6 protein-coding genes are annotated in these 8,591 nt (G+C 68.2%); all 6 read right to left on the bottom strand.

Features of this window, described 5'->3' with window-relative positions:
• Nucleotides 1–192 precede the first annotated feature (192 nt).
• The gene (locus OR16_RS26255; protein WP_006161350.1) at nt 193–924 is read right to left on the bottom strand and encodes an SDR family NAD(P)-dependent oxidoreductase; all 732 of its coding nucleotides are present in this window, start codon (nt 922–924) and stop codon (nt 193–195) included.
• Between the two features lie 231 nt (nt 925–1,155).
• Entirely contained in the window at nt 1,156–2,358 is a 1,203-nt protein-coding gene (gene pcaF, locus OR16_RS26250; RefSeq protein WP_006161349.1) for a 3-oxoadipyl-CoA thiolase, read from the bottom strand.
• 74 nt (nt 2,359–2,432) lie between these two features.
• A complete protein-coding gene (locus OR16_RS26245; protein WP_006161348.1) occupies nt 2,433–3,080 on the bottom strand; it encodes a 3-oxoacid CoA-transferase subunit B in 648 nt (215 codons plus the stop codon).
• 20 nt (nt 3,081–3,100) lie between these two features.
• A complete protein-coding gene (locus OR16_RS26240; RefSeq protein ID WP_006161347.1) occupies nt 3,101–3,784 on the bottom strand; it encodes a 3-oxoacid CoA-transferase subunit A in 684 nt (227 codons plus the stop codon).
• A gap of 419 nt (nt 3,785–4,203) precedes the next feature.
• Nucleotides 4,204–7,281 (bottom strand): AAA family ATPase, encoded by a 3,078-nt coding sequence (locus OR16_RS26235; RefSeq protein WP_006161346.1) that lies wholly within the window; start codon nt 7,279–7,281, stop codon nt 4,204–4,206.
• Nucleotides 7,278–8,423 (bottom strand): exonuclease SbcCD subunit D, encoded by a 1,146-nt coding sequence (locus OR16_RS26230; protein ID WP_006161345.1) that lies wholly within the window; start codon nt 8,421–8,423, stop codon nt 7,278–7,280. Before OR16_RS26230 ends, OR16_RS26235 begins: the two co-directional genes overlap by 4 nt.
• Nucleotides 8,424–8,591: the final 168 nt, after the last annotated feature.

Genomic DNA, 8,591 nt, shown 5'->3' with positions numbered 1-8,591 from the left:
CACCGGCAGCCAGCAGGCGACGGCGCGCGCTGTTGTGCGGGGTGCGAGCTTGGGAATCGGATTTCATGTTTGCTCCAGGATAAATCGCTGCAAGCCCACGCTTGTGGCGCGGGTCATCTTTTTTAGTTTTCTACGGACAAAATACTGCGGCGTGATGACCGCCGCGCGTTTGGCGCGGGTCACGCCGCGGGACTACACAGGTGCGACGCCCAAGGTGGTGCCGCCACACACATAAAGCACCTGGCCGGTCACGAATCCATTGTCTGGCGAAAGGAAGAACATCGAGGCGCGTGCCACGTCTTCCGGCGTGCCCATGCGCTTGACCGCGATGCTGGCAAGGATCCGCTTGGTCTGCTCGCTGCCTTCGGGGTTGCTCTTGCGGAACAGGTCGGTGGCAATCGGGCCGGGCGCCACGGCATTGACCGTGATGCCGTCGCCGCCGAGTTCCATCGCCAGCGTGCGGGTCATGCCGATCAGGCCGGCCTTGGTGGCGGAGTACACCACGCGTTCCGGCTTGCCCAGCGCCGCGCGCGAAGCCATGTTCACGATGCGGCCAAAGCGTGCCGCGCGCATCGCGGGCAGGCAGGCCTGGGTCAGCAGCAGGGTGGCTTGCAGGTGCAGGCCAACCACGTAGTCCAGGTCCTCGACGCGCGCCGTGTCGGCTGTGCCGGGGCGGGTGGCGCCAGCATTGTTGACCAGCCGGGTCACGGCAAAACGCGAGGTTGCCTGCTCGGCCGCGGCGCGGGTCGCGTCGGCATTGGTCAGGTCGGCCTGGACGAAGGTCATGTTGGGATGGAACCAGGTGGGGGCGACATAGTCGACATTGACCACCTGGGTCACGCCATCGGCCAGCAGCATTTCGCTGATGGCGCGGCCGATACCGGAACTGGCGCCGGTAACGAGCGTGGCAACGGGAAGGGACATCACTTACTCCGACCGGCGGCAACGGCACCGGGTCATGCTGAAGAGGATGCGACGAGAGCCGGCGAGCCAGTCGGCCCCGTCGCGCTGCTTCTTTGCGTTGGGAAACTTCATCAGCCTGCGCTTCCACCTGTTACTAACGGCGGCCGTGCGGCAATCTTTAGCCGACGGCGCCCGCGAGCCGAAACCCGCGGGCGCCGAGGCGTCAAACTATCAGGTATCAGGCGGCGCCGATCAGACGCGCTCGATCACCATGGCGATGCCCTGGCCCACGCCGATGCACATCGTGCACAGCGCAAAGCGGCCGCCGGTGCGGTGCAGCTGGTACATGGCGGTGGTGACCAGGCGGGCGCCGCTCATGCCGAGCGGGTGGCCCAGCGCGATCGCGCCGCCGTTGGGATTGACGCGGGCATCGTCGTCGGCCACGCCGAGTTCGCGCAGCACGGCCAGGCCTTGCGCGGCGAACGCTTCGTTCAGCTCGATCACGTCCATCTGGTCGATGGTCATGCCAAGCTGCTTGAGCAGCTTTTGCGAGGCCGGTGCCGGGCCAATGCCCATCACGCGCGGCGCCACGCCGGCGGTTGCCATGCCGACGATGCGGGCCTTGGGGGTCAGGCCGTGCTGGCGGGCCGCGGCTTCGCTGGCGAGCAGGATGGCGCAGGCGCCGTCGTTTACGCCCGAAGCATTGCCGGCGGTCACGGTGCCGTCGGCGCGAACCACGCCGCGCAGCTTGCCCAGCGCTTCCATGCTGGTCGCACGCGGGTGTTCGTCGCGCTCCACCACCAGCGGGTCGCCCTTCTTCTGGGCAATCGTGACTGCGGCGATTTCTTGCGCCAGCGTGCCGTCGGCTTGCGCGCGCGATGCCTTTTCCTGGCTGCGCAGCGCCATCAGGTCCTGGTCTTCGCGGCTGATCTTGTAGTCGGTGGCGACGTTCTCGGCGGTCTCGGGCATCGAGTCCACGCCGTAAGCCGCGCGCATCGCCGGGTTGATGAAGCGCCAGCCGATGGTGGTGTCGAAGATCTGCGCATCGCGCGAGAAGGCGCTGGTAGCCTTGCCCATCACGAACGGGGCGCGGCTCATGCTTTCCACGCCGCCGGCGAGCATCAGGCCGGCTTCCCCGGACTTGATCGCGCGCGCGGCGGTGCCGGTAGCGTCCATGCCCGAGCCGCACAGGCGGTTGATGGTGGCGCCCGGCACGCTTTGCGGCAGGCCCGCCAGCAGCAGCGACATGCGCGCCACGTTGCGGTTGTCCTCGCCGGCCTGGTTGGCATTGCCGTAGATGACGTCGTCAATGGCGGACCAGTCGAGGTTCGGGTTGCGTGCCATCAAGGCCTTGAGCGGCACCGCGCCCAGGTCATCCGGGCGAACGCCGGACAGGCTGCCGCCGTAGCGGCCGATGGGGGTACGGATGGCATCGCAGATAAAGGCTTCGGTCATGGTTGTCTCTCTCTCTTGCTTGTTCGTGAAAACGGGAAGCTTGGAAGCGTGCTCGCCGGGGATGGCCCCGCCGGTCAGGCAGAAACGCCTTGCTTGAGCGGCACGCCGGTCAAGCGTTGCAGCTCGTCGAAGGACAGGCCTTCAACCAGATCGCGCGCCACCAGCCCGTCGGGCGTGACGTCGATGGTTGCCAGATCGGTATAGATGCGCGTGACACAAGTCATGCCAGTCAGCGGATACGTGCATTCAGCCACGACCTTGCTCTCGCCCTGCTTGGTCTGGTGCTCCATCATCACGAACACTTCCTTGGCACCGATAGCCAGGTCCATGGCGCCGCCCACGGCGGGGATCGCGCCCGGCGCACCAGTATGCCAGTTGGCCAGGTCGCCCTTCACCGACACCTGGAAGGCACCCAGCACGCAGAAGTCGAGGTGGCCGCCGCGCATCATGGCGAAGGAATCGGCGTGGTGGAAATACGAGCCGCCCGGCTTGATCGTGACCGGCTGCTTGCCAGCGTTGATCAGGTCGCCGTCTTCCTCGCCGGCGGGCGGTGCCTTGCCCATGCCGAGCAGGCCGTTTTCGCTGTGCAGCAGGATTTCACGGTCAGCCGGCAGGTGATTGCCGACCAGGGTGGGCAGGCCGATGCCGAGATTGACCACGGCACCGTCGGGAATGTCTTTGGCCACGCGGGCGGCCATCTGATCGCGGGTCAGGCGTTGCATATTCTGGATCTCCTTGGCGCTCAGGCGGCGGCCTGGCTGGCGCCGTCGATCTTGACGACGCGCTTGACGAACAACCCCGGGGTCACGATGTGTTCCGGGTCCAGCTCGCCGAGTTCGACGATCTCGCTGACCTGCACGATGGGGCACTTGGCCGCCATCGCCATGATCGGGCCGAAGTTGCGCGCGGTCTTGCGGTAGGTCAGGTTGCCCCAGCGGTCGGCGCGCAGCGCCTTGATCAGGGCGAAGTCGGCATGGATCGGGGTCTCGTAGACATAGCCCTGGCCGTCGATGATGCGGGTTTCCTTGCCCTCGGCCAGCGGCGTGCCATAGGCGGTGCGGGTGAAGAAGCCGCCGATGCCGGCACCGGCGGCGCGGATGCGCTCGGCCAGGTTGCCCTGCGGCACCAGTTCCAGCTCGATTTTGCCAGCGTGGTAGAGCGCGTCGAAGACGTAGGAATCGGCCTGGCGCGGGAAGGAGCAAATGATCTTGCGCACGCGCTCGGTCTTGAGCAGCGCAGCCAGGCCAGTGTCGCCATTGCCGGCGTTATTGTTGACGATGGTGAGGTCGCGGGCGCCCTGAGCGATGAGGGCATCGATGAGCTCAGCCGGCATGCCTGCCATGCCGAAGCCGCCGATCAGGATGGTGGCGCCGTCCTGGATATCGGCCATGGCCGATTCCACTGAGTCGAATAGCTTGTTGATCACTTGCGTTCCAGTTCCGAGAGTCCGGACGAACTATCCGGAACCAGCCGCCAAGGAGGGAAATCAGGCGGCGCGCAAGCGCTGTCTCCGGACAGTCCTGCCGGAAGTGTCATCCGGCTTGGGCGCCCTCCGCTTGCAAAAGGCACGCCGCCGGAAACGAATCCAACAGACTTTGGTTTTTTATTATCGTGGTTTGTTCTAATTGCGAACTTCAATTCGCAGAATGAACAGGTTACACCCCCTATCCGTGGGTGGTCAAGGCGGCGGCAAATCGCTTGTGCGTTAGCCGGCCACGACCGTAGGGCAGTTGTAAGCTAGCCTTGGAAGCCCCTCTTGGAAGCCACCTTCCGGCGGCCCCACCGGGAACTGGAACAACGGACAGCTTACGCTCTTCAGGCCCCACTGCGGGGATCCCCAAGCCGCTACGGCAATTGCAGTTCCGCCCGGCTGCCGCCCGCCCCGGCCCGGATCTCCAGCCGCACATCGATGCGCTCGCGCAGCTCGGCCACGTGCGAAATGATGCCTACCAGCCGGCCCGCCTGCTGCAGGTCGATCAGGGTACGAATGGCGAAATCCAGGCTTTCGGGATCGAGCGTGCCGAAGCCTTCATCCACGAACAAGGTATCGAGCTGGATCCCGCCCGCGCGCGACTGCACCACGTCGGCCAGGCCCAGCGCAAGCGACAGCGAGGCCAGGAAGCCTTCCCCGCCGGACAAGGTGTTGGCCGGGCGGGCCATGCCGGTGTCATGGTCGAACACCTCCAGGTCGAGCCCGCCGGCGGTGCGCTGGTCGCCCTGCTGGCGCACGCGCTGCAGCTCGTACCGGTGACGGCTCATGCGCATCAACCGCAGCGAGGCCGCTTCCAGCACCTCGTCGAGCAAGGTGGCCAGCACGAAGCGCTGGAATGTCATGCGGCGCGGATTGTTGCCGTTGGCCACCTCGGCCAGCCTCCCGAGCACCGCATAGCTGCGCTCGATGTCCGCGCCCTTGCTGGCCAGCGCATCCAGCCGCTGCTGGCATTGCAGCAGGTTCTCGCGGCTGCGGTGCAGGTCTGCCTGCTGGCGGACCAGCGCCTCTAGCGCGGCGGCGGCATCCGCCTGGGACTGGCGCAGGGCCGGCAGATCCGGCGGAGCGAGGTCGCGCGCTGCGATGGCGGCGCGCTCGCGGCGATCACCGGCGCTGGCCAGGTCGAGGTCGAAGCGATTGACCTGGGCTTCGGACTGCGCCATCAGCGCGCCCGGCATGCGCGCCTCGGCATAATCCTGGCGGGTGACAAAGCCGGCTTGTTCCAGCGCGCTCGCAAAGGCCGCGCCCGCATGCGTCTGGCGCTGGGCATGACTGGCCAGGCTCGCTTGCGCGGCGGCTTGCGCGGCCATTGCAGCCGCCAGGCCCACCCCGGCCTGCCTGTCGGCGGCGTGCGCGGCGGCCAGCGCGGCTTCGCGCGCGGCGAGATCCCGGCGTGCCTGTGCCAGCGCGCCGGTCAGCCGCTCGGGTTCGCGCCAGTCCGGCGGCACCTGCGTGCTGGCTGCCTGCCACTCGCCCTGGAGCTTGGCGTGATGCTGGCCCGCCTCCTGCGCGGCGGCATCGGCGGCGCGGATGGCCGCCTCGGCTGCCGTGAGAGCGGCTTGTTGCCGCTCCACTTCCGCGGCCAGCGCCTGGCGGCGGCCGGCGGCCGCCTCTGCCGCCTGTTGCTGCTGGCACAGCGCCTGGATAGCGTCGGCAAGCTGCTGCCTGGCCGCAACCGGGTCCAGCGCGGCGCCGTCGGGCATGCCCGCCGCACCCACCGCTTCACGCAGTTCTTCCAGTTGCGCCTGCCGGTGCGTGGCCACCAGCAACGCAGCCTGCGCCCGGCTGGCCGCGCCCTGCGCCACCTGGTCAGCAAGCCGCGCGGCCTCGCGGGCCAGGTCCAGTGCTTCGTCGGAGACCGGTGCATCGACGTGCTGTGCCAGTTGCGGGTGCGCGGTGCTGCCGCAGACCGCGCACGCCTGGCCATCCTGCAGGCCGGCCGCCAGCCGCGCGGCTTGCCCGGCCCGCCAGGCCTGCTCCGTCTCACGCAAGCCAAGCCGGCTTGCCGCCTGCTGCATGGCGGCTTGCTGCGCGGCAAGCTGGTCGGCCTCGGCCTGCCGGCGCGCCGGTTCGCACTGCGCCAGCGTGGCAGCGTACTTGTCGAGCGTGGCTGCCTGCTGTGCCAGGCCGGCCTGCTTGAGCTGGATCGTCTCCATCCCGCGCGCGCCTTCCTGTGCCTGCGCCAGGCCGGCCTCGGCCTGGCGCAGCATGGCGGTGACTTGCTGCTGCGCCTGCACTGCCCCGGCATGGGCCGCGGCCGCTTGCGCCTGCTGGCGGGCGGCGGCGTGCTGCTCTTGCTGCAGCACGCCGAGCCGCTGCGCCTGCGGCAACATGGCCTCCAGCTCCGTCACCTGTTTTTGCACTGCCTGGCGCTCGCCGGCGCGGGCCGCTTCGGCCTCGAGCCCCGCCACGGCAGTGGCCGAGACAGCGGCGCAATCGGCGGCCCGCGCGCTGGCCACGGCCAGCGCTTGCTGCGCCTGCTGGTGTTCCTGCTCCGCCTGCCCCAGGTGCTGCTCGAACGGCTGCACCTGCATGGCGCGGCGTGCTGCCTGCAACCTCTGGCGCTGCGCCTCCATCTCGGGCCGCTGCGCCATCAGCGCGGCGTGGGCCGCGTCGGTATCGCGCTGCTCGCGCAGGCGGGCATCGGTCTGCTCGCCCTGCCTGGTTGCCAGCGTGGCCACCTCCAGCACCGCGCGCGCAGCCACATCGCGCTGCCGCAGTTCGGCAAGCTGGGCCTGTAACCCCGCTGCCTGTTCCCGCAGCGCGTCCACCGACTCCAATTGATACTGTTGCAGCAACGCCGTCTGCTCGATGCGCAGGCGCTCGGCTTCCTGGCGAATGCCGGCCGCCTGCCCCTTGAGCAGTTCCTCCACGCGCCGGTATAGCTCGGTGCGGAACAATCGCTCCAGGATGGCCTGGCGGCTCTTGGAATCCGCCGTGAGCAATTCGCGAAAACGCCCCTGCGGCAACACGATGACCTGGCGGAACTGGCTGCTGTCGAAGCCCAGCAAGTCGCGCACGAACTCATCGACCTTGTTGGGCTGGCTCGCCTTGCTGGTCCAGCCCCCGTCGCCCATGACATCGAGCTGGGCCTTGGGTGTTTCCTTGACGGTGCCTTCGCCGCGCAGCTTCGGCCGCTCCTGCGCGGGTGAGCGCGTGGCCAGGTAGCGTTGGCCGCCCAAGGTGAACTCGAACGTCACCTCCGTGCGCAAGCCCGGATCGGCATTGGCACTGCGCATGTCCTGCGCGCTGCGCTCGCCACCGGAAGTGTCGCCGTAGAGCGCGAAGCAGATCGCATCGAGCAAGGTGGTCTTGCCCGCGCCGGTGGGGCCGTGGATCAGGAAGAAGGCCTGCTCCCCGAGCCGGCTGAAGTCGATTTCCTCGCTGGCGGCGAACGGGCCGAAGGCTTGCAGTTTCAGGCGCAGCGGTCTCATGCGGACTCCCGGTCTGCGCGGGCGATGCCCTCAAGCACATGGTCGAGCACGCGGCGCTTGTCGTCGTCCAGCTCTTCGTCCGCCACCTCCTTGAAGAAGTTGGCGAACAGCTCGCCGGTATCGAGCTGGCGCAGGCGCTGGCCGGCCGCGCCAGCCTCGCCCGTGCGTGCCAGCACCGCGCGCTCGATGGCGAGCGCATTGGGATAAGCCTGGCGCAGGCGCGCCATCGGATCGAGCAAGGCGCCGGTATCGGTCAGCACTGCGTGGACATAGTCATCGCGGTGCGCATCTTCAGCGCCTTGCGCCAGCAGATCGGCCAGTTTCCCCTCGACGACGCGCAGGTCGCGCCGGGGCGACAGCGGGATCGCCTCGATGCTGACCTTGCCGTCGGCCGCCAGCTCGATCAGCGAGACCGACTTGGCGTGCGTCACTTCGGATAGCGAGTACTTCAGCAAGGAGCCCGCATAGTGGATGCGTTGGTGGAAAGTCTGCGGCCGATGCAGGTGGCCAAGCGCGACCAGGTCGAAGCCTGCGAACACGCCCGCGGCCACGGCGCCGCTGCCGCCCACCGACAGCGGCCGCTCGGATTCGCTGGCTTCGCCGCCGATCACGAACGCATGTGCCACCACCACCGATCGCGCATGCGCCGGATGGCTCGCGCGGATCGCGTCCAGGCGCGTCGCGAGCGCCGCCTCGTGCCCGGGCAGCTCCATGCCGAAGGCATCGCGCACGGCCGCGGGCTCTGCATAGGGCAAGGCGTAGATCCGCACTTCGCCGTGGGCGTCGGACAAGGTCACGCAAGTGGCCTCGCGCTCCGTGATGCCGGCCACGTGCAAACCCTGTGCTGTCAACAGCCGCGCGCCGAAGCCGAGGCGCTGGGCACTGTCGTGGTTACCGGCGATCATCACCACCGGAATGCCGGCATCCACCACGATGCGGGCCAGCACGTCGTCCAGCAGCGCCACGGCCTCGGGCGGCGGCACTGCGCGGTCATACACATCGCCGGCGATCAGCACCGCGTCCGGCCGGAGCTCGCGCGCCAGCGCAACGAATTGGTCAAGCACCCAGGCCTGGTCTTCAAGCAGGCTGCGCGCATGGAATACGCGCCCAAGATGCCAGTCGGCAGTGTGAAGAAAACGCAATGTGAATCCCTAGGAATGTGTGAGCGGACCGGTGCGGCGATGAGTGGCCGGCAGCAGCAGGCGCCATCATAACGTTGCCCGCGCGCCATTCAGCTTCGGTTCAGCCAGCGCTAGCCACAATAGGCGCTGAGCCAGTGCAAAAGCACCGCCTCCGGCACAATGGGCTGG

Source organism: Cupriavidus basilensis OR16 (assembly GCF_000243095.1).
Classification (GTDB): Bacteria; Pseudomonadota; Gammaproteobacteria; order Burkholderiales; family Burkholderiaceae; genus Cupriavidus; species Cupriavidus basilensis_D.
The sequence above is the reverse complement of the archived record's forward strand: the minus strand, read 5'-3'. Positions and strand labels throughout refer to the sequence as shown.